Consider the following 20,480-nt stretch of genomic DNA (forward strand, 5'->3'; position numbering starts at 1 on the left):
TTACCGGGAAACTTTTCTTATCAAGAAAAATTTAGACATTAAATATGTAACGGGAAACATCACAACCATGACCATAATCGGCGCGATATTCTCATCAACATCGAAATACTCAACTAGCCCGCCAAGAAAAAAAGCGGCGACCAAGTATTGAACAATATAAACCAATGGATAAGTAAAAATTCCCTGCCATGAAAGTGACACTCGAAAAACAAAAACCGAGTTAAACCAGTAAGAGAAGACGATACCCGACGCATAAGCAATTGCATATGCCACTTGGTAATTAATCAACAGCTTTAGTAGCAAATACAGCGCATAAGTCAATCCAGTATTTATAGCCCCTCCAATGACAAAAAGGAGCAAACGCTGGACGTCTTTATTTTTTGTCCAGCGCATTTTTATTTACCTTTTTTATTTACCACTTCCAAAAAAATTGAATAGTCTCGAATATAGTCTTCGGAATCATAGAGATGAGACGCAAAAACAAGCAGTACAGCATCGCTCGAATATTTGTATTGTATGCCCCAAGTCATTGGCGGTAGATAAATCCCCTTTTCTGGAGAGTCTAACAAAACCTCACGTCTCGATTTTCCGTCATCCGCGACCACCGCACAGCTTCCTTTTACGCAAATTAGAAACTGGTGGCATTGATGGTGAGCATGCTCCCCTCGCGTCTTTTCACTAGGAACATTGAAAACCAAGAAGTAGCGCTTGGGAGAGAATGGTATATCCCTAGGGAACTCCCCAACAGAAAGGTCACCTCGTATATCCCGTGCCATTTTCAGACGATGCAATGAGACATCACCAACCCCAATTCGGACAACCGCATCTTCCGGCAATGGTGAGCTTTCGAATTTGGAAAAACCCGTTTGATCAAGCGCTCCTGATGAGTTTTCTACATATCCAACAATTCGAGCTGGAGCTCCCACAACTATCGCATAGGGTGGAACAGATTTTGTTACTACGGCACCGGCACCAACCATTGCACCTCGGCCAATAATCAAACCAGGAAGAATGACTGCTCCACCACCAATTGATGCGTTTTGCTCTATATACGTCTCTAAAAAAGCTTTGGGGTGCTGTTTGGAACGGGGGAACTTATCATTAGTAAAGGTTACATTAGGCCCAACAAAAACATCATCGCCTAATCTAACTCCATCCCAAAGATAAACGCCGGACTTGATAGTCGATCTGTCACCGATTACTACATCATTCTCAATAAAGCAGTGTGCGCAAATATTGACATCTGCCCCTATTCTTGCACCAGGCAATACCACCGAAGATTGCCATACTGTTGTGCCAGCTCCAACATTTTTACTCTGTACATCCGCAGTTTCGTGAAATTTCTGAGTAGAAATCATTTTAGTCTCTTTCAATCTTCAAGGCCAGTACGGCAAGTGGTCTAGCTTTGCTGTTTTCATACCCACGCCAAGCATATGTTCCAACCAGTCCCAAGCCGAATAAATTAAGCATCCCAAAAAACAAGACAACCAGTATTGTTGCAGCATATCCGGGAACTTGAATCCGGCCAAGAAAATGCGCAATAAAGACAGCCCCGCCGAGAAAGACAGAGAAAAGACATCCAAACATCCCAATTTTTATTAAAAGTCTAATAGGATAGTCAGTAAACGCAAATACACTGTCCAACATATAGTCTATTTTCTTACGAAATGTCCAGCTTGATTTTCCCTCTTGCCGTTCTAGTCGTTCATAGCTAACAAATTTCCTTCGAAATCCTAACCAAAAAATTAATGCAATCAACGAGGAACGAGACTCTTCAAGCATTAACAATTGATCCCTAAAGATACGATTGCATCCAAATACATCCACACCACCTTCAGGCATGTCTGGAACGACCATTTTCCTATATAACGTCCAAAATATGTTGGACGCTATTCTTGAAAAATAAGGATCTCTACGCCCGCTGCGCGTACCAATAGCCACATCACATTCTTTATTTTCTAACGAAAGAAAGAAATTCACGAGCAACTCAGGTGGCTCTTGCAAATCTGCAGCCATTACCCCAAAGTATTCACCACGCGCAGCTGCAAGTCCGCTACGAATCGCGGGAAATGAGCCAAAATTACGAGAATGCAGTAATAATTGAGCAGGAAAATCCATCTCCTCAATCGCTTCACGCAATATTTCGAATGATCGATCAGGGCTCCCATCAACGACAAACACGGCTTCAATATCTCGGCCGAGTTCATTATTCATTTTTGACAAAGCTTCAATTAACCTGGGTATAGAGGCTTCGTTTTTATACACAGGAATAACAACAGAGTACTTCATAATTCCCATGCATTCACGGCAGATATCACTTCATTCAATTGTGCATCGGACATTTCAGGATAACATGGGAGTGTTAATATTTCCTGGCTCAAAACTTCTGTGTTTTCCAATCTAATCTCGGAGAATCTTTCACCAAACACCGGCTGTCTATAGTCGGGTATAGGATAATGAATATCTGAGGATATATTAGATTTCTGCAAATGCATTTTCAACGAATCTCGCTGAATACTACGGACAACATACAAATGTGCCACGTAGTCTTCTCCTCCTCGATCTGGCACAACGATTGCATCGTGCTTTATTTCTGAGGAATATCTATTTGCGATATCGCGCCGGCGAGAGTTAGCTGCATCAAGATCCGCTAAAAAAACAGTCAGTATAGCGGCTTGCATTTCATCCAATCGACTATTGCGAGCGCCACCATCCTCAACGCGGTATTTGGATGACCAACCATACTGGCGTAAGCGCTTAACTTTTTCTGCAATGTCTTGGCGGTTAGTAACGACGGCACCACCGTCTCCAAGAGCCCCTAGATTTTTCGTTGGATAGAAACTAAAGCTACTTGCATCGCCGAATGTACCAGTCCGCTGAGAATCGACCAATGCACCATGCGATTGGGCGCAATCTTCCAACAATGGAACACCTGACTTTTTGCAAAGCTGGGAAATTTCTCTTATTTCTGGTGCGGCCAAACCATAAAGATGCGTCACAACAACTGCTTTGACGCCCGCATTAATTGCACGCGCCACTTCGCTAAGTGTTGTATTTCTTGTTATCAAGTCAACATCCATAAAAAATGGATTTGCTCCGATCGCAAGCATTGCGGTCGTTGTGTACATTCCAGCGTTTGCGACCGTAGCTACAGTATCGCCCTGCTGAATTCCAAGCGCTTTTAGAGCGAGCTCAATTGCATCTGTACCGTTGGCCAAACTAATACAATGATTTGCGCCAAGATATCTGGCAAAAACATGCTCAAAATTTTTGACTTCCGGACCTAGAACAAGCCAACCACTATCTATAACACGGTCCGTAGCAGATTTTATCTGCTCTTTATAGGCATTAATTTTATCAGCCAAATTATTGATTTGCATAAAATCTCCAACGTCAGTAAGTAAATTTAATCTGGTATTCTTTTTCTCTGCATAACGGAATACAGGATAAAAAAAGCCAACATGGAGACAAGTCCTATGGTGTAGGTTCGATGAGACATCCATGGACCTTGTCGGCCAAAATATAGCTGCCACTCTTTGCTGATATAAGCAAATCCATTTTTTACTGCCAGGCTAGTTTCTGATTGCAGGAATATCATGGGCAAGCAAAGCATCATAGCAAAAAATAACAACACTAAACAAATCTTTAGATTATCCTCTCTTGCAGCAACAAATGCAACCGCAATTGGAAATACTGAAACCCACTGTCTACTCTCAGAACCCAAAATCAATATTGGGGAATAAGCCAAAATAATGAAAAATAGTGGAAAATATTCTTTTCGTGTTAAATTATCTTTTATTGAAACACACGAAATTAATGCAACTACAAGTACAGGTCCAAAATAAAGAAAATGAGAAACTATTGGTTTAATTGGCGCAGAAATTGCCTGAGATAGTAGGAAGTGAATTAATGGTGGCCCATGATTTCCGGATGTCCAGTCAATAGCCCAATTAACTGATAAAACGCCAACAATCAATGCAATAGAACTTGAGAGCATATTCCTCATAGAAAATCTCTCCCATACAACAGGCATTGCCACTACCCAGGAGATGACACAACCAATGCACAACAAAAAAATCGAAACAAAAAAAGTCGACCAACTGCGTAAATCGGCCATTCCTATACTCAATCCTGGTGGATGCTGAACAACCTCAGCATCCGTCATGGAAAGCATTCGATATAGAATATAGCCGATAAAAAATAGCATCACGCAAGCAAGGAATGCGAAGATAAATTTATGTCTAGCGCCAAGCCTGTATGCTTGATCTCCTTTTTGATGCGGAAATATCGACAACATCAATGGAATCAAGAAAATTCCAGGCATGATCCATACAGAAATAATTGTCACGACGCAAAGCAACAAGTTTCGCGACTTTTCCCATGCCCAAATGGATATCACAGACATAAACAGTGCAACATGGTCACTCAACACTGGATAATATATTGGCATGACCAAATATGGCCAACTGAACACCATTATCCCCGTGGCAGTAATTGCAACTGATTTTCGCCCAGTCAATTCATGCATGGTGCTATAAAACATCGCCGCAGCGACAGATAGCATTAATGCATTTACCACGGCTTGAAATACCACAATTCCGCTTGCACCCAATCCTAAATATGCACCAAGGATGGCTGGTAAAAATCCAGAAACTCGTATCAACCGATAGGGGTCATTAGAAATTTGCGTCCCAGATGCAATCTTTAATATATAGTCAACATACACAGATCCATCAAATCCAGAGCCCCCCGCTATAGGAATAAAGCCAACAAAAAAATAAACCAAATAATAAAAAGCTAACGAGCATAGAAAAATAAAAAATGCGAATATCTTGTTATTAGCCCGCATTTTTTAAAATCTCCATCAATTGCTTCGCGCTTTTATGCCATGTCAGCCATGGCATATTTTCAGAGCTGACATGTAATTTTTTACTAAACAAATCCATCCACCGAACAATAGTATTACTCAGTTCTTGAGTATTTCCAGATTCGAAATAAGAAGCATAGTCTCCGGCAACTTCACGAAAAACCTTTATATCGCGAGCAAGGATCGGCAAGCCATGCTGAGCAGCCTCAATCAAAGGGAGACCGAACCCCTCTCCGTAGGAAGCTGCGATTAAACAGCTGCTGCTATCGTAAATATTTTCCAAATACTCATCGCTCACCTCTTCCAACCAGAACAATTGCCTACCGCGTTGCGGATGATTTTTTAATCGACTTATCAGAGAGCTAACCATCCACCCCTCTTTTCCGACAATGACTAAATTCACCGCAAGACCGGATTTCCATATCGCATCGAATGCATCAATTATCTCAACATGTCCTTTTCGAGGCTCCAATGTTCCAACCATTAAAAAGCTGGTACGACAGCGAATTAACTCTAGAGTTGCTTCGGCATCCGTTGGCAAACCTTTAGTTGGCAATGAACAACTCACGTCCGCCCCCAAATGGAACCAGTCAATTTTGAATGAGCGGCTACGGCTAATTGCTTTCTTGCGAATCCATTCACTCATTTCTTCGGCAACGGTTCTGGATATACAGACCACTCCGCCAAAACCCGCAATTGATAGCATCCAATCTTCTACGATTTCATAGATGCTGTTTTTTTGATCCCAGAATTGTGGAAATTGAATTGGCAGCAAGTCATAGACCATGAAACGAACATCAACCCCAGATGCATATAACTTTTCCAAATAAGGCTGATGTATTCTAGGAATATGATGATTAAGATCAAGTGAGAAAAATATGTCTCCTGGCGAATAATCTATAACCTCATCTACCAATTTCCTATCCGATTGACCGGTAAATTTCGAGGTGAATATGCGAGCATAGCGGTACCCCTGCTCCGATGTTGCATACACCGGCTCGATTCGGTAATCTTCTGGTGGATTGCGTAGCCACTCACCAAGAATGGCTCGGACAACTCGTTGAATGCCTGTTCTGGCGTCATGCTGAACTAGCTCGGAAATATCTACTAACAACTGCTTTCGCTTGTAGTTTTCGTGAACGAGTTTATTCTTGAGTACCGCTGTACTGTCACTCCAAGACAGCCACTCTATAGCCGTAGATTTCGGGACGTCATCATTTTTATGATCTCTCAACCATATCTTCAAAGAAGAAGCAAGATGATCACCAGTCAGACCTTCAAAATAATGAGCATTTTCTCCTGCAACCTCTCTGAAAATAGGGATGTCTCTTGCAACAATGGAAATACCATGGCGTGCGGCCTCAATAAGTGGTAGACCAAAACCCTCGTTGAGGCTAGCTGCAACTAAGCAAGTACTGCATGCATATATTTGATCCAAATACTCATCACTAATGCCTTTAAGCCAGAAAAGTCGCTGACCATTCTGTGGATGACATTTAAGGCGCGAAGCAAGTGATTCAACCTTCCATCCCAGTTGACCAACAAAGACCAAATTGACATCTTCACCTTCAGCCCATAATTTTTCCACTGCATCCAAAATCTGCGCTTGCCCCTTACGTGGCTCAAGTGTGGATACAGAAAGGAAAGTTGGGCGAGTTTTCAGTTTTTGCAAAACACTTTGGGCATCTTTTGGAATTCCTTTGGAAGGAAGAGAGCCATCAATATCTGCCCCCATGTGTACCCAGTCAATGACAAGTGCGGGATTACATAGGATATTTTTTTCTTTTATCCAGTTTTTATAGGCATTGGCTGTAGCCTTGGAAATGCATATCGCCATATCCTGAGACGCAATCATCTCCAGCCATTGCTCATGCAATATTTTCAATTCGTTTGCCTGAAACAAATCTGCCAACTGAATTGGAAGCAAGTCATAAACAAGAAATTTTACAACGACCCCATTTCTCCTTAGTTGAGAATAGAAATCGGCTTGCTCGAGCTGAACATGGTGTTGCATGTCCAAACCAAAAAAAATATCTCCACGCTGCCATCTCAAAAGTGGATCTTGCTCAATTGGTGCAGGTCGATCCAGAACGTTTGCAGTATAGGAATACGCGTAGCGATAATTCTCTCCGATCACGGCATAAACAGGCTCCACCCGAAATCCCGGTGGAGGGTTATTCAAGAGATGAAGCAGATAGCTTCGTACAACGCGCTGAACACCAGTAGCCGCATCATTTTTACAAAGTTCGGAAATATCCAAGAATAGCTGACGCTCATCTCCAGCAGCCCGATTCTCTGCAATCTGTGTTGCCAAACGCAGCAACTCTTCATTTTTTGCCGCGCCCAGAAAGGGGGCAATCGAACTCAGAAGATCAACGCGTGTATACGGATATTCTGGTTGGCTGTCTTTTTTATTCAATTCATCCTGCCAGGCTTTCATAGCACATTCGGCGGAACGATCCCAGGTGAATTTCTTGGATTGAATCAATCCATGCTGGCGCAAACTCTTTAAAAAATTTTCATCCACAAGCACTTCACTGATCTTACGCTGTATATCCATGACATCAGACGCGTCAAATAGGGCTGCTTCTAGTCCAATGACTTCTGGAATACTTGTGCTATTAGATCCAATTACAGCAGCTCCACATGCCATGGCCTCTAGTGGAGGAAGACCAAATCCTTCATGCAGAGAGGGAAAGACGAATAATTTGCAAAGATTATAAAGTTTGACTAACTCTTCATCATCCACATACCCACTGAATAGCAATTCATCTGAAGCCAATCCATATGTCTTTGCAGCATCCCGTAGTTCGAGCATCAAACCACTTGGCATACGTCCTGCAAAAAGCAGCTGATGATGCTGTCTCAATTCAGTGGGAAGTAAAGACCAAGCTTCAATCAAACGCTTTAAATTCTTTCGTTCATCAGCCCCACCTGTGTACAAAACAAAAGGTCGAGTGATTCCGATTTTTTCTTGCAATGACTTCGCGTCAAGAGTATTGATTTCTCTGACTTGAAAAATAGCATCGGCTCCGAGACTGGCGTTAAACACCACGGCCTCTCGCAAATTCATATTAGTCAATGCTTCTTCTTTTGAAGATTCCGAGATAGCGAGAAATAACGCAGCCTTGCGTAAGGAGTCAATTTTCCTAAAATAATGACTCTTATAGCTCTGATTCGGCAAAAGGTATTGATCAGAGTGCAGTAGCGGAATAAAATCAAAAACAGTTACACTAATTTTTGTTTTTTTGTCGAAGAGCCCTATGCTAGTAACCGCGTCATCTCCATATCCCTCAAAGAGGCTGCACACATGGATAATATCAGGCCGCAATGAAAGCAAAAATTCTTCACGAATTATTTGAGCGACTTCACGACGATTCTGATTTTCATCAGAGTCGTCTCGAACCGGTCCAGGCGCATTCCAGATACGGATATTCTCTTGGGGCAGTACGCCCTCAAATGCTGCACGTATAGTATTTATTGACTCCTGAAAAATGCCATTCAGCGCCAAAATTACTTCGTTTTTTCCGCGATTTCTTGCGATTGCCAGCGAGAATGCAAGCGTATAACGGCCAATACCGCGAAATCGGCTCTCAGTCTGAGCCCCCTGCATATCAATTACAATTCGCATCAATCGTCCCTTTTGTTTTTTTAATTTCCGTTTGAAGATCCATATATATCTGACAGGCATATGGAGAGACGTTCACCAGATGCTCGCCACTAGGACTTGCAACCATCCTTGGCAGAGAAGGATGGTCAGAAGCTGGAGAAACTACACCATCGCGTCTTGCCACACCAAGCAATTGCTGGTGTAGTGCCGGATATTCATTCAGCAACCAACGATTTATGCGATAGCTCAATTGAGGATGGCGCAGTACAAGTGCCATCAACCAGGATATAGGCTTGCGGAAGAGAATAATTGATTTTCGGACAAAACCGTTTGCAACCTTACGAAACGCCTGATTAATCACGACGGAAATACGACCGGAAGCCATCCATCGCAAGGGTGCTGTAATACGCCAAGACCAACTCTCTTTTAAAACATTGCATTGCTCCCACCAATAATGGGAACTTACCGCAAGTTCATCGATTTTTTCGGCTTGTTCTTGGACACTTTTTTCCGCAAAAATGGCACGTCGCTCAAATTCGCCAGATTCTTGCTTTATGGCACTAAGCTTTACCTCAGCATCTTCAAATCGCTGCTGCGTAACGGCCATACGCTGTTGAAGAATACCTATCTCCGGAATTTGGCCTCTTAAAAATATCTCGAACTTTGCTAAGGAATCACTTACACCTTTTATCTCTGCCGCTTGGGCGTCGATGAGCTTTTTAATTTCATCATATAGCCGCTGCTTGTCGTCATCCGATCTGGATGCAATACGCTTATTTAATACCTTTTGTTCCTGTATCGCATCTTCGATAGCCTTCATCCATATACTCATAGAATCTTGCAAGGCAAGGACTTGCAGATTATCTATTTTCAAATCCGACAGTGTTTCAGACATCTTTCCAAAGGACCACTCGGATGGCGGCAATCTCCATATTCCCTCAGCCCAGGTACGGTAGGGCTGCGGCAGACCAAATGGGCTAATGGAAATTTCCCGCAAACTGTCATTCGGATTTTCTACTAACCCCGTAGCAACTTCTTTCACAAAAATAAAGAAGGAAAGAAAAATATTGCTTGGCCATACGCAATCCCGCGCTTCGGAAGTTATAGAGCCACAATCGATTAAATAGACAACACCGTCTTCTCTTCTCATTATGTTCCAGGCGCGCACGTCATTATGATAAAGCCCAGAGTTTTCCAATATCGATAGTTGCTCAAGTACCGCCATCAACAGAGCTTTTCGATCAAAATCTACGTTTTTGCGCAAAAGATCCAACAGTAACTCACCCTGGAGCCGCTCCGTGACAATCCATGCGGCGCTCTCATTCTCCCCTACATATAGGCATTTCGGAACAAGAAACCCTGAAGGGGGACTACTTATGAATTTAACCTCTTTGTTGAATTCAGATCTATTGAATTCGCCTCTCGAATGATTAATCCGATATGTTTTCAAGAAGTTATTCTTACCAAAGAAATAGCGGCGACTACCTTGGTGGGTTCCATTCGCCAAAGCGTGTGGATCGCAGGCCCAATCTTCAAATTTTTCTACCTTGTCGCCAAGAATCCAATATTGACTGCTGGCAACGAATAGTGGCCGTGGGATTGGAGCGAGATGAGTGGCATAACGAGCCACTTCATGCACAAATGCTATCCCCTCTATTAGCTCATATGGGTCATCCGGCTGCGTCGACGCCCAATACAGCGGCTCTTCCCGCAATGCCAGCTCAACAATCAAAGCCCCGCTTTGAGCTGCAATACGCTCCAATAGGGCTTTAACTGTAGGAATTCCCTTTTCATGAACAATATGATGAAAGACACTAAGACCCAGAACCAAGTCATACTGACCTGATTCCAGCCGGTCCACAACATCTTCCACACGGCCAGTTTCAAATCTAGCCTGCAACCCTGGGTTCTCTTTTACCAAGGCGTTGCAGACATCTATATTTTTATCAAGAAAATCAATGCCACAGACATTAGCGCCTTGTTTGGCCAAACTAAGACTGAAATAACCTTGCGCACACCCAAGATCAAGTACATTTAGCTGTCTACCAAGTACATGGCACAATCCATCATGGATTTGCACTATCTTGGCCAGTCTATCTATGCAAGGACGAGACACCTGCCCTGATAATTCTGGGTGCCCAAATATAGGCTGATAAATTTCTGGGAGTCGCGATACAAGCTGCTCAATCATGCGACAAATGCCTCCGATTTCGATTCATGGCAATGGAACGAGGCTTTCAAATCAACAATTCCCCAGAACTTCAGTGGCCGCCCAATGTTGATCATCAGCGCGTCATAGCGACGGTCAAGGGGAGTCAATTCTTGCAAAGGGAGGCCAGATGAAATACCAAAGGACACCATATAGTGTCCTTCATTGAGCGACAACGGCAGTGAGAATTGAAATATCCTGATCTCACCAGCAGAAACGGAAATACTCTCTTCTCCTCCAGTGGAAACAAAGGAATTGGTCCCATACAGGAAAATTCCCTCCAAGGTCTTTATCAGGAACCCAGGAACGACACTATCAAAATCCGATTCAAATCTAACCTTAAAATAAAAGTCAGTGACAGAATTACTTTCTAACCTTGAAGAATAATCTTCCCCATTAGATGAAAATAAATAATCCAGAATAACGGCACCACCGTGCCCCCAGCGATGTTCTTGTTTATGGTATCCAGGACGTGTATGAAAAACGTCAAGATTTTCACCGCTCACCAATTTCTGTGCAGAATCCTCAGCCACCACCGATGATTGCATCCCGATGTCTTTTTTTCTACCAAATAGCTCATCGAGATACGCATTTGTTACCGACCGGGAGGAGCCATCCTGTTCTATGCGACCATCTTTGAGAAGAATGGCGCGCTCACAGTGTTTGACAACATCACCCGGACTGTGGGATACGAGGAGCAATGTCATGCCTTGCTCCTTGAAAGACGCAATGCGCTGGAAACACTTTGCCTGAAAGTATGCATCTCCCACGGACAGCGCTTCATCTACGATAAGCACATCAGGTCTTACAGCAGTCGCAACACTGAACGCCAATCGCATCTGCATTCCACTGGAATATGTTCTTACTGGTCGATCAATATAGTCACCAATTTCGGCAAATGCTTCTATATTATTCATATTTGCTGTAATTTCATCGGAACGCAGACCCAGCAATTGACCAGCTATGAATACATTCTGCCGCCCAGTAAAATCAGGATGAAAACCCATGCCAAGCTCAAGCAATGCGGCAACCCGGCCATGAATAGTGACGGTGCCCGTTGTTGGTTGAGTGGTTCCTGTTATGATTTTCAACAAAGTGCTTTTACCAGCACCATTGACACCCAAAATACCTACAGACTCTCCGGGATTAATGCTGAAATTGAGATCGCGCAAAACCCAATTTTTCTCATGATTTGGCTTATCGGTCAACCATTCACGCACACGAGACCATTTTCTTGCATAACGCTTGTATGCTTTTCCCACATTGGAAACGACTAAGATTTCCATCAGAGTTCATCCACGAGTTCACCTGAGCGGGTGAGAAAAAAATACGATCCGAGCAGCAGAAATATCACCGTAAAGCCTACCAACGGAAGCAATGAAAGCAGATTTGGCATAGCTTTGGCAAGGAAAATATCCTGATATGCTGATATCAGCGCCTGCATGGGATTGTATTGAATCAATCTGCGGAATTTTTCAGGCAATGCTGGCAATGTATAAACTATTGGTGTAAGCCAGAACCAAAACTGCAAGATCACGGCGGTGAATTGTCCTACATCACGAAAGAAAACATTGAGCGTACCAAGAAATATCCCCAATCCCAAGGTAAACAACAACTGAAGCAAAAGCAAGGGTAAGAATGCCAATATGACCCAACCTGGCCAATGCCCAATAATCATCAAAAATATTAAATAAAATCCGAAGACAATTCCAAAATTTATAAGTGCGGAAATCGTAACAATGACAGGTAGGCAAACTCTCGGGAAATTAGATTTTTTGATCAGATTTCCATTTTCAAGAAATACGCCATTCAAGCGACCAAGCATTTCCGCAAACAGATTCCAGGTGACCACTCCTGCACATAAATAAATACTGAAAGCAAAGGGCATCTGCTCATGCCCGGGAAGCGTCGGACGCATGAGCTGACCAAACACCACGGTATAGATGATGATCATGGTCAGTGGATTGGCCACTGACCAGAACGCACCCAGCAGCGACTCACGATATTTCCCATGAAATTCCCGCATGACGCTGCTCCATACAAAGCCGCGATACGCCCATAGGGCTCGTAGCATGGCAAGGCTTGGCATACTCAATTACTCTCCAATGCCGTCGCTAATCGGCCATAGGTATCCTCGAATCGAACGATATCGTCTTCCCCCAGATAACTGCCCGACTGGACTTCAATGATTTCCAGCGGAACCTTGCCGGGGTTGGCCAGGCGATGCGTATGGCCCAACGGGATGAAGGTGGATTCGTTTTCCGCCAGCAGGAAGGTCTTGTCCCCATTGGTCACCTCCGCCGTGCCCTTGACCACCACCCAGTGCTCGGCCCGGTGATGGTGCATCTGCAGACTGAGCTGCGCACCCGGGTTGACCACGATGCGCTTGACTTGGAAGCGCTCGCCGCTGTCAATGCTGTCGTACCAGCCCCAGGGACGGTGTACCTTGCGATGCGAGGAGGCCAGCTTGCGCTTTTGCGCCTTCAGTTCCGCCACGATCTTCTTGACATCCTGTGTCCGGCGCTTGTCCGCCACCAGGATGGCATCGGCGGTTTCCACCACGACGATGTTGTCCACACCCACAGTAGCCACAAGGCATGTCTCGGAAAACAGCAGGCTGTTCTGCGTATCGATCGCCAATGTCTGACCGGTGTGGGCGTTGCCTTGGGCATCGCGCGGCAGCACGTCCCACAAGGCATCCCAGGCGCCAAGGTCGGACCAGCCGGCATCCAGGGGCACCACGCGAGCGGGAATTCCCAGGTCCTGATTGCTAGGCAAGTGCTCCATGACCGCATAGTCGATCGAGTCGGCGGGGCAACTGGCGAAGATTTCGCTGTGGGGACGGATGAAGTCCAGATCCTGGCTGCTTTTTTCGATGGCAGCCTGGCAGGCCTGCAGCATCTGAGGCTGCAGTGCGGCCATGGCCTTCAGCCACTGGTCTGCGCGGACCATGAACAGTCCGCTGTTCCACAGGTAGTTGCCGCTTTCAAGGTAGGTTTGTGCCACCTCCAGGCTGGGCTTCTCAGCAAAGCTCTTGATGGCAAAGGCTGCGTGGCCTTCAATCGCCTGAGCCTTCTGGATGTAGCCGTAACCTGTTTCCGGGCGATTGGCCACGATGCCGAAGGTCACCATGGCCCCGTCCTTGGCCAGTTGCCAGGCTGTCTGCACAGCTTCATGCAACTGGGTCAGATTGTTCATAACATGGTCGGCGGGCATGGCGAGCATTACCGCGTGCGGCTCTGCCACAAGGGCGGCAAGCGTCAACGCGGGAGCCGTATTGCGGCCCACAGGTTCCAGCACCAGCCTGGCTCCTTCGATACCTGCTTCATGCAACTGTTGAGCAGCCAGAAAGCGATGCTCGCCATTGCAGATCACGATAGGAGGGGCCTTCGGGATATGGGAGGCCACACCATCCAATCGCTTCGCTGTGTCTTGCAGCATGGATACCCCGTCCCCGCTAAGTGCCAGGAACTGCTTTGGATAGGTTTCACGCGAGAGCGGCCACAACCGGGTGCCGGAGCCCCCACACAAAATAACGGGAAGCAGAGGAGAGGTCATGAGGACGAGGAGTCAGAAGAAGCGTGACGAAGATTCTCAGCATCGGCCTCCAGCATTGCCAATCGCTGGTTCAGCCGCCGCACATCACGCTCGATGCGGGTGTTGACCATGTCGGCATGCAAGGCCTTGATGAGCAGGACGATGCTGGCCAGCAGCAGCAGCATGGCCGGTGGATAGCTGATGCCCAGCACCGCTGCCAGGCGGTTGATCATCCCGGGCCAGACGCCCAGCACGACGGCAGCCACGGCAACGACCACCCAGAACAGGCCGTGCATAAGGTAGAGATGGTCGCGCCGGATCAGGTACAGGATCAGCGCGGCCAACCCTATGCCCATGAAAGTCGTTGTTACCTGAAGGGATGCCATATTGATAATCAAAAGCTACCGAATGAACCCATTCGGTTGATGCAGGGCACGCCTGAAAACAGCGCAATGGCGGTCTGAAACAGGCCAAGCCGCCAACGAAATACGTAAAACCTCCCATTGTAGGTTCCGCATCATGTTCCGAAGTCGCTTCCCCCTCTCGTTTCGCCCTGGCCTTGACAGGGATGTGGCGCCGTATTTCACAGCCCCTGCAGAAGCGGAAGGATCAAGCCTTGGTGACAGGCGACGCTCCTGCAGCACTACACTGAAGCATTGACCTGATGCACCGACCACGCACTGTTGCTTGCGTGCACCTTCATATATGCCATCTTCCACCACCCAGCTCCTGGTCATAGACCCCCAGAACGACTTCTGCGATCTGCCTGAGGACTGGTGTCCTGGCGGGCAACGTCCCAGCCTTCCCGTGGCGGGCGCACATGCCGACATGCAGCGGCTGGCCGGCTGGATACGGCGCGAGGGACTGAAACTCGATGCGATTACGGTGACGCTGGACTCGCACCAGCGCTACGACATCGCCCATCCGGCTTTCTGGCAACAGGGCAATGGCGACGACAGCGGCGATGTAGCGCCGTTCACCGCGATCACGGCGGCGCAGGTGCGGGCGGGGGTGTTCCGGCCGCGCAACGCCGAGGCGCTGCAGCGCAGCCTGGACTATCTGGATGCACTCGAAGCCAATAGCCGCTACACGCTGATGGTCTGGCCCGTGCACTGCGAGGTGGGCAGCTGGGGCCACGGTATCCATGCCGATGTGCTGGCGGCCTGCGGCGACTGGCAGCAGCAGCGCCAGCGCGCCGTGTACAACGTCTTCAAGGGGCTCAATCCCTGGACCGAGCATTACAGCGCCCTGCAGGCCGAGGTGCCGGACCCGGCCGATCCGGCGACCTTGCTGAACACTGCCTTGCTGGAGCGGCTGGACCGGGCCGACTTGCTGGTCGTTGCTGGCGAGGCCAGCAGCCACTGCGTGCGCTCCACGGTCGAGCATCTGGTCGAGCACCTTCCCCATCCTGAGCGCATCGTGCTGATGCACGACGCCATGAGCCCGGTGCCGGGCTTCGAGTCTGCGCACCATGATTTCCTGGCAGCCATGCAGGCCCGCGGATTGCGGCTGGCCTCCAGCCAAGAACTCCACCTGTAGGGGCCGGACCGCCTTCCCGCACGCAGCCCCCTTTCCTGTTTCCCCAGCATCGCACCATGGCTCCCATCATCACCAGCCTGCTCGACACCGATCTCTACAAATTCACGATGTGGCAGGCCATGCTGCACCGCAATCCCCAGACCGAGGCCGAATACGAATTCGTCTGCCGCACGAAGACGGCCTTCCCGCTGGCCGAGCTGCTGCCCGAGGTGGAGCGCGAGCTGGACGCCCTGTGCGCGCTGCGCTTCACGCCCGAAGACCTGGCCTACCTGGGCGGGCTGCGCTTCATGAAGAGCGACTTCATCGACTTTCTGCGCATCTTCCAGTTCCAGCGCGCCTTCATCCGTGCCTGGGCCGATGGCGACACCCTGCACATCGAGGCCAAGGGCCCCCAGGTCCATGTGATGGGCTTCGAGATCTATGTGCTGGCCATCGTCAACGAGCTGTATTTCCGGCGCTTCGACGCCGAGGCGGCGCTGGCCGAAGGCCGCAGGCGCCTGGCCGGCAAGATCGAGCGCCTGCGCCACCTGGCCTGCGAGGCCAGGCTGCGCAATCCCTTCGAGCTGTTCGACTTCGGCGTGCGCCGGCGCTTCTCGGGCGCCTGGCAGCGCGAGGTGGTCCAGGCCTTTGCCACGCAGACGGCGCAGTGGTTCAAGGGCACGTCCAACGTGCTGCTAGCGCGCGACTTTGGCATCGTGCCCATCGGCACCATGGCCCATGAGTACCTGCAGAGCTACCAGGCCCAGGGCGTGCGCCTGCGCGACTTCCAGATCGCCGCGCTGGAGGACTGGGTACAGGAGTACCGGGGCGACCTGGGCGTGGCCCTGACCGACACCGTGGGCATGGATGCCTTCCTGGCCGATTTCGACATGTACTTCGCCAAGCTCTTCGACGGGCTGCGCCACGACTCGGGCGACCCGTATGCCTGGGGCGAGAAGGCCATCGCCCACTACCAGAAGCTGCGCATAGACCCCCAGGCCAAGCGCCTGGTGTTCTCCGACGGGCTGGACCTGGACACGGCCCTGGCCCTGTACCAGCGCTTTGCCGACCGCATACAGCTGGGCTTCGGCATCGGCACGCGGCTGACCAACGACATGGGGCTGGAAACCATCAACATCGTGATGAAGCTCACCCACGCCAACGGCCAGCCCGTGGCCAAGATCTCGGACTCGCCGGGCAAGACGCTGTGCAACGACGAAACCTATCTGGCCTATCTGCGCCAGGTCTTCGGCCTGGCCCAGCCTGTCGCCGTCTGACACCGCCCGACACCGCCTGACACCGCCAAAGCTCCATTCATGCTGCGCATCACCATTGCCCAACTCAACCCCACCGTCGGCGACATCGCCGGCAACGTGGCCCGTATGGCCGAGGCCGCTGCCCGCGCCGCGCACGAGCAGGCCGACCTGCTGGTCTTTCCCGAGCTGTCGCTGTGCGGCTACTACCCTGGCGACCTGCTGGACGAGCCTGCCTTTCGCGAGCGCCTGGAGCAAGGCTTGCAGCAACTGCTGCAGGCCACGCGCCAGTGGCCGCAATTGCACTGGGTCATCGGCGCGCCCACGCGTGCCAGCGGGCCCGGCAAGCCGCTGCACAACAGCCTGCTGGTGCTCAAGGACGGCGCCGTGCGCCTGCGCTACGACAAGCAGCTGCTGCCCACCTACAACATCTTCGACGAGCGCCGCCACTTCGAGCCCGGCCCCGACGCGGCCAAGGTGCTGCGCATAGGCCAGGCCCAGGTGGGCTTTCTGGTGTGCGAGGACGGCTGGAACGACGCCGGTGCCGACTACGCCACCAACCCCTTCGCGCGCATGGCCGACGCCGCGCCCGACCTGGTGGTCAGCATCAACGCCAGCCCCAGCCACCTGGGCAAGCGCGAGCAGCGCCACGAGATCTTCGGCCAGGCGGCCACGCGCCACGGCCTGCCCATCCTCTATGTGAATCAGATCGGCGGCCAGGACCAGATCGTGTTCGACGGCGCCTCGTTCGCGGTGGAGCCCGGGCGCGGCGTGGTCTTCGAGGCCGAGCGCTTTGTCGAAGACCTGCGCACGCTGCAGTTCGACGACGGACGCTTCCTCGACGCAGCCGGCCAGCCCTGCATGAGCGTGCCGGCCGAAGGCCTGCCCACCATGGAGTTCTACCGCCGCCAGATCGTGCTGGGCCTTCGCGACTATGCGCGCCGCTGCGGCTTCACGCGCGCGGTGGTCGGCAGCTCGGGCGGCATAGACAGCGCGCTGACACTGGCCCTGGCGGCCGAGGCCCTGGGCGCGGACAACGTGGTGGCCGTCACCATGCCCTCGCGCTTTTCGTCGAGCGGCTCGGTCGATGACTCGGTGATCCTGTGCCGCAACCTGGGCATCACGCTGCACGAGCACCCGATCCGCGAGCTGGTCGACGGCTATGCGCGCCAGTTCGAGGCCAGCTTCGGCCAGCCGCTGCAGGGCCTGCCGCTGGAGAACCTGCAGGCACGCATCCGCGGCACCACGCTGATGGAGTACTCCAACGCCTTCGGCCACCTGCTGCTGACCACGGGCAACAAGTCCGAGATCTCGGTGGGCTACTGCACGCTGTATGGCGACACCAACGGCGGCCTGGGCCTGCTGGGCGATCTGTACAAGACCGAGGTCTTCGAGCTGTCGCGCCACATCAACCGCAGTGCCGGCCGCGAGCTGATTCCCCAGGCCATCATCGACAAGCCGCCCTCGGCCGAGCTGGCGCCCGACCAGAAGGACGAGGACAGCCTGCCGCCCTATGCGGTGCTGGACGAAATCCTCAAATACGCCATCGAAGGCCGGCACCTGTCCACCGCCGAATACGGCACGGCCGAGCGCTTTGTGACCCAGCTGCTGGGCCAACCCGGCGGTGCCGAGCTGGTTGACCGCGTCAAGCGCATGATCTTCCGCAGCGAGTACAAGCGCCGCCAGGCCCCGCCCATACTGCGCGTGCGCCCGCGCGCCTTCGGCACGGGCCGCCAGATGCCCATTGCCGCCCACTACGAATGAAGCCAGAGTGAAGCCACCGAGCCTGTTTATGCAAGAGACTGCCGCCATGGACGCCCCCACCGAAACCCCGGCCACCAGCGAGCGCGTGCACACCGCCGTGCTGATCGGGCGCTTCCAGCCGCTGCACAACGGCCACATGGCCCTGCTGCGCGCGGCGCTGGAGCGTGCCGAGCAGATCGTCGTCGTGCTGGGCAGCGCCTGGCAGGCGCCCAATCCCAAGAACCCCTTCAGCTGGCAGGAGCGCGCGCAGATGCTGCGCGAGGCGCTGCCGCCCGCGGACGCAGCCCGCCTGCACTGCGTGCCCGTGCGCGACTACTACAACGAGCCGCTGTGGGTACAGGCAGTGCAGCAGGCCGTGCAGTCCTGCGTGCCCGAAGGCGCCAGCGTGGCCCTGGTCGGCCATTTCAAGGACGCGACCAGCGGCTACCTGGCGCGCTTTCCGCGCTGGCAACTGATCAGCCTGCCGCGCCTGGGCCAGTTCGACGCCACGCCGCTGCGCGACATCTACTTCGGCGAATCCGGCGTGGACTTCGAGGCCCTGGCCGCCCAGGTGCCGCCCGCCACCCTGCAGTTCCTGCGCCAATGGGCCACCACGCCCGTCCATGCGCAGATGTGCGAGGAATGGCGCATGCTGGCCCGGTACCGCCAGGCCTGGGCTGCGGCGCCCTACCCGCCCGTCTTCGTGACCGTGGACGCACTGCTGCGCTGCCGCGTGCCGCACGAAGGCGCGCAACAGGACCACATCCTGCTGATACGCCGCGGCCATGCCCCGGGCCTGGGCCTGTGGGCGCTGCCGGGCGGCTTCCTGGAGCCGCGCGACACGCTGTGGCAGTCCTGCCTGCGCGAGTTGCGCGAGGAGACCTGCTCCACGCTCAGCGAGGCCGACCTGCAGGCGGCCCTGCAGTCCGTGCAGGTCTTCGACCATCCCGACCGCAGCCTGCGCGGGCGCACCATCACCCATGTGCACTATCTGGACCTGGGCGTGCTGCCCTCGCTGCCGCCCGTGCAGGGCGGCGACGATGCGGCACTGGCGCGCTGGGTGGCCGTCTGCGACCTGCCCGCCATGGAAAGCGCGTTCTTCGAGGACCACTTCCAGATCCTGCGCCAGTTCCTGCCCCTTCCGGTGCAACAGCCCCTGGCGGACACGGGCGCGAAAATCGGCTAAAACCGGAGATTGCGGCGCCATCTTGCGCCGCAATACCGTGTTTCCCGTGTTCCCCCGCGTTTGAATGACTACCACCCTACAGATCCGACCCGCCACCCCCGATGACGCCGAGCTCATCGTCCGCTTCGTGCGCGAACTCGCCGTCTATGAAAAAGCCGAGCATGAAGTCCTGGCCACGCCAGAGCATGTGAAGCGCACCCTGTTCAGCGACAACCCCGCCGTCTTCGGCCTGATCTGCCTGCATGGCGACCAGCCCGTGGGCTTTGCGGTCTACTTCTTCAATTACTCGACCTGGCAGGGCCGCCACGGCCTGTACCTCGAAGACCTCTACGTCACGCCCGAGGCGCGCGGCCTGGGCGCGGGCACGGCGCTGCTGCGCCGGCTGGCGCAGATCGCCGTCGAGAAGGACTGCGGCCGCTTCGAGTGGAGCGTGCTCGACTGGAACCTGCCCTCCATCGAGTTCTACGACCGCCTGGGCGCCCTGCCCCAGACCGAGTGGATCCGCTACCGCGTGACCGGCGACACCCTGCTGGAGATGGCGCGCGAGCCGGGCTGAG

The 20,480-nt window shown here is 51.6% G+C and carries 16 protein-coding genes and 2 pseudogenes; 5 read left to right on the top strand and 13 right to left on the bottom strand.

What is annotated here, in order from left to right; genetic code table 11:
• From ACF8NF_RS04110 to ACF8NF_RS04170, 13 genes and pseudogenes are all read right to left on the bottom strand, one after another.
• Positions 1-393, bottom strand: a complete 393-nt coding sequence (locus ACF8NF_RS04110) for a GtrA family protein (protein ID WP_392450081.1) — start codon at positions 391-393, stop codon at positions 1-3.
• Between the two features lie 2 nt (positions 394-395).
• The gene (locus ACF8NF_RS04115; RefSeq protein ID WP_392450190.1) at positions 396-836 is read right to left on the bottom strand and encodes an FdtA/QdtA family cupin domain-containing protein; all 441 of its coding nucleotides are present in this window, start codon (positions 834-836) and stop codon (positions 396-398) included.
• A gap of 60 nt (positions 837-896) precedes the next feature.
• Positions 897-1,049: pseudogene (locus tag ACF8NF_RS04120) on the bottom strand (DapH/DapD/GlmU-related protein); the annotation flags it as partial.
• 102 nt (positions 1,050-1,151) lie between these two features.
• A pseudogene (locus ACF8NF_RS04125) lies at positions 1,152-1,358 on the bottom strand (isomerase); the annotation flags it as partial.
• A 1-nt stretch (position 1,359) separates the two neighbouring features.
• Entirely contained in the window at positions 1,360-2,289 is a 930-nt protein-coding gene (locus ACF8NF_RS04130; protein WP_392450082.1) for a glycosyltransferase family 2 protein, read from the bottom strand.
• Complete coding sequence (locus tag ACF8NF_RS04135) at positions 2,286-3,380, bottom strand: DegT/DnrJ/EryC1/StrS family aminotransferase (protein WP_392450083.1); 1,095 nt, start codon at positions 3,378-3,380, stop codon at positions 2,286-2,288. Before ACF8NF_RS04135 ends, ACF8NF_RS04130 begins: the two co-directional genes overlap by 4 nt.
• 26 nt (positions 3,381-3,406) lie before the next feature.
• Entirely contained in the window at positions 3,407-4,849 is a 1,443-nt protein-coding gene (locus ACF8NF_RS04140) for a hypothetical protein (RefSeq protein WP_392450085.1), read from the bottom strand.
• Positions 4,839-8,498: a glycosyltransferase family 4 protein gene (locus tag ACF8NF_RS04145; RefSeq protein ID WP_392450086.1), complete on the bottom strand. Its 3,660-nt coding sequence runs from the start codon at positions 8,496-8,498 to the stop codon at positions 4,839-4,841. The genes ACF8NF_RS04140 and ACF8NF_RS04145 overlap by 11 nt, the downstream gene beginning before the upstream one ends.
• On the bottom strand, positions 8,482-10,668 hold the full coding sequence (locus ACF8NF_RS04150) for a methyltransferase domain-containing protein (protein ID WP_392450087.1): 2,187 nt from the start codon (positions 10,666-10,668) through the stop codon (positions 8,482-8,484). The genes ACF8NF_RS04145 and ACF8NF_RS04150 overlap by 17 nt, the downstream gene beginning before the upstream one ends.
• Positions 10,665-11,972 (bottom strand): ABC transporter ATP-binding protein, encoded by a 1,308-nt coding sequence (locus ACF8NF_RS04155; RefSeq protein WP_392450088.1) that lies wholly within the window; start codon positions 11,970-11,972, stop codon positions 10,665-10,667. Before ACF8NF_RS04155 ends, ACF8NF_RS04150 begins: the two co-directional genes overlap by 4 nt.
• Positions 11,972-12,775 (bottom strand): ABC transporter permease, encoded by an 804-nt coding sequence (locus ACF8NF_RS04160; RefSeq protein WP_392450089.1) that lies wholly within the window; start codon positions 12,773-12,775, stop codon positions 11,972-11,974. Before ACF8NF_RS04160 ends, ACF8NF_RS04155 begins: the two co-directional genes overlap by 1 nt.
• 2 nt (positions 12,776-12,777) lie before the next feature.
• Entirely contained in the window at positions 12,778-14,244 is a 1,467-nt protein-coding gene (locus ACF8NF_RS04165; RefSeq protein ID WP_392450090.1) for a mannose-1-phosphate guanylyltransferase/mannose-6-phosphate isomerase, read from the bottom strand.
• The gene (locus tag ACF8NF_RS04170) at positions 14,241-14,609 is read right to left on the bottom strand and encodes a DUF2304 domain-containing protein (RefSeq protein WP_034397028.1); all 369 of its coding nucleotides are present in this window, start codon (positions 14,607-14,609) and stop codon (positions 14,241-14,243) included. Before ACF8NF_RS04170 ends, ACF8NF_RS04165 begins: the two co-directional genes overlap by 4 nt.
• A gap of 319 nt (positions 14,610-14,928) precedes the next feature.
• Between ACF8NF_RS04170 and ACF8NF_RS04175 the strand changes: the two genes are divergently transcribed.
• The 5 genes from ACF8NF_RS04175 (at position 14,929) to ACF8NF_RS04195 (ending at position 20,479) form a co-directional block, all read left to right on the top strand.
• Positions 14,929-15,762 (top strand): cysteine hydrolase, encoded by an 834-nt coding sequence (locus tag ACF8NF_RS04175; protein WP_392450091.1) that lies wholly within the window; start codon positions 14,929-14,931, stop codon positions 15,760-15,762.
• A gap of 56 nt (positions 15,763-15,818) precedes the next feature.
• Positions 15,819-17,018: a nicotinate phosphoribosyltransferase gene (gene pncB, locus ACF8NF_RS04180; protein WP_012207404.1), complete on the top strand. Its 1,200-nt coding sequence runs from the start codon at positions 15,819-15,821 to the stop codon at positions 17,016-17,018.
• A 39-nt stretch (positions 17,019-17,057) separates the two neighbouring features.
• Positions 17,058-18,758 carry an NAD+ synthase gene (locus tag ACF8NF_RS04185; protein WP_392450092.1) on the top strand — a complete coding sequence of 567 codons (1,701 nt, stop codon included), beginning with the start codon at positions 17,058-17,060 and terminating at the stop codon, positions 18,756-18,758.
• Between the two features lie 46 nt (positions 18,759-18,804).
• Positions 18,805-19,923: a bifunctional nicotinamide-nucleotide adenylyltransferase/Nudix hydroxylase gene (locus ACF8NF_RS04190; RefSeq protein ID WP_043782881.1), complete on the top strand. Its 1,119-nt coding sequence runs from the start codon at positions 18,805-18,807 to the stop codon at positions 19,921-19,923.
• A gap of 64 nt (positions 19,924-19,987) precedes the next feature.
• A complete protein-coding gene (locus ACF8NF_RS04195; protein WP_047326490.1) occupies positions 19,988-20,479 on the top strand; it encodes a GNAT family N-acetyltransferase in 492 nt (163 codons plus the stop codon).
• Position 20,480 lies beyond the last annotated feature (1 nt).

It is taken from the genome of Delftia sp. WSY_22, assembly GCF_043104185.1.
Taxonomy (GTDB): Bacteria; Pseudomonadota; Gammaproteobacteria; order Burkholderiales; family Burkholderiaceae_C; genus Comamonas; species Comamonas tsuruhatensis.

Coding starts and splice junctions, on each gene's coding strand:
- ACF8NF_RS04165 (WP_392450090.1), bottom strand. CDS start 14,244: ATGACCTCTCCTCTGCTTCCCGTTATTTTGTGTGGGGGCTCCGGCACC.
- ACF8NF_RS04155 (WP_392450088.1), bottom strand. CDS start 11,972: ATGGAAATCTTAGTCGTTTCCAATGTGGGAAAAGCATACAAGCGTTAT.
- ACF8NF_RS04135 (WP_392450083.1), bottom strand. CDS start 3,380: ATGCAAATCAATAATTTGGCTGATAAAATTAATGCCTATAAAGAGCAG.
- ACF8NF_RS04110 (WP_392450081.1), bottom strand. CDS start 393: ATGCGCTGGACAAAAAATAAAGACGTCCAGCGTTTGCTCCTTTTTGTC.
- ACF8NF_RS04195 (WP_047326490.1), top strand. CDS start 19,988: ATGACTACCACCCTACAGATCCGACCCGCCACCCCCGATGACGCCGAG.
- ACF8NF_RS04160 (WP_392450089.1), bottom strand. CDS start 12,775: ATGCCAAGCCTTGCCATGCTACGAGCCCTATGGGCGTATCGCGGCTTT.
- ACF8NF_RS04140 (WP_392450085.1), bottom strand. CDS start 4,849: ATGCGGGCTAATAACAAGATATTCGCATTTTTTATTTTTCTATGCTCG.
- ACF8NF_RS04175 (WP_392450091.1), top strand. CDS start 14,929: ATGCCATCTTCCACCACCCAGCTCCTGGTCATAGACCCCCAGAACGAC.
- pncB (WP_012207404.1), top strand. CDS start 15,819: ATGGCTCCCATCATCACCAGCCTGCTCGACACCGATCTCTACAAATTC.
- ACF8NF_RS04185 (WP_392450092.1), top strand. CDS start 17,058: ATGCTGCGCATCACCATTGCCCAACTCAACCCCACCGTCGGCGACATC.
- ACF8NF_RS04145 (WP_392450086.1), bottom strand. CDS start 8,498: ATGCGAATTGTAATTGATATGCAGGGGGCTCAGACTGAGAGCCGATTT.
- ACF8NF_RS04190 (WP_043782881.1), top strand. CDS start 18,805: ATGGACGCCCCCACCGAAACCCCGGCCACCAGCGAGCGCGTGCACACC.
- ACF8NF_RS04170 (WP_034397028.1), bottom strand. CDS start 14,609: ATGGCATCCCTTCAGGTAACAACGACTTTCATGGGCATAGGGTTGGCC.
- ACF8NF_RS04130 (WP_392450082.1), bottom strand. CDS start 2,289: ATGAAGTACTCTGTTGTTATTCCTGTGTATAAAAACGAAGCCTCTATA.
- ACF8NF_RS04150 (WP_392450087.1), bottom strand. CDS start 10,668: ATGATTGAGCAGCTTGTATCGCGACTCCCAGAAATTTATCAGCCTATA.